Annotated in this window: 1 rRNA gene; it reads right to left on the reverse strand. The window is 30.8% G+C overall.

From position 1 onward, the window contains the following. Positions 1-781 precede the first annotated feature (781 nt). Positions 782-861 (reverse strand): 5S ribosomal RNA (rrf, locus tag NOV28_RS11175); the annotation flags it as partial.

An 861-nucleotide genomic window follows, 5' to 3' on the forward strand; every position in this document is an offset into this window, starting at 1 on the left:
CTTAACTTTTCCTCTATAACCTCAATCAATCTAAATTCTACTTCGCTCCCCGCTCAAATCTCTCTGTTTGGGTTTGCAAAGATACCTACTTTATGTAAATTTCCAAACTTTTTATAACCTTTTTATCACTAATCTCCACAACTCATTGAATCTCTGTAAGAAAAAATTCACTTTTATAGAGTTGGAATATTTCCGGTACAGAAAAATAGAGCTGGGTGATGCTTAATGAAATTTATTGTAGCAATGAATTCTAGACATTTTTGCATAAAAAAACATGAATCCAATCGCCATTGAATTTTATTCTTTTTTGGGATTCTTGGATCTTAGATTTTTACTATCTCAATTTTAGGTCTAAAAAAATCGGATTAAGTGCTAATAAATATTAAAAAAACTTGATCGATAAGTTTGGATTGAATAATATAGAAAACAAATTAAAATCTTTCATAGATCAAACACCTATATTTGATATTTATGGAAGTCCTTAAATTTAGATTCAATCTGTTTAGAGTGGTCATTAAACAGCTCTTATGGGGCTGTAGTGAAGATTGTAGGAGAAAATTTGGTGGGAGTTTTATTAGCAATAATAAACTTTCCATTTTTCATTGTATTAAAAACAGAAAAAAACTTTCCTCAATAAATTGAGGAAAGTTTTTTGTTAAAAAAGGATTGGTCAATAATCTTTCTTTAAGTAAGTAAGTAAGTAAGTAAGTAAGTAAGTAAGTAAGGAGTATAGTATATAACAAAAAAAGCTCATCAACATGGTTGATGAGCTTTTAAAAAAAACTGGCGGCGACCTACTCTCCCGCTTTCGCAGTACCATCGGCGCTAGAGGGCTTAACTTCTGTGTTCGGAATGGGAACA

The sequence above is a fragment of the Kaistella montana genome (assembly GCF_024436175.1).
Taxonomy (GTDB): Bacteria; Bacteroidota; Bacteroidia; order Flavobacteriales; family Weeksellaceae; genus Kaistella; species Kaistella montana.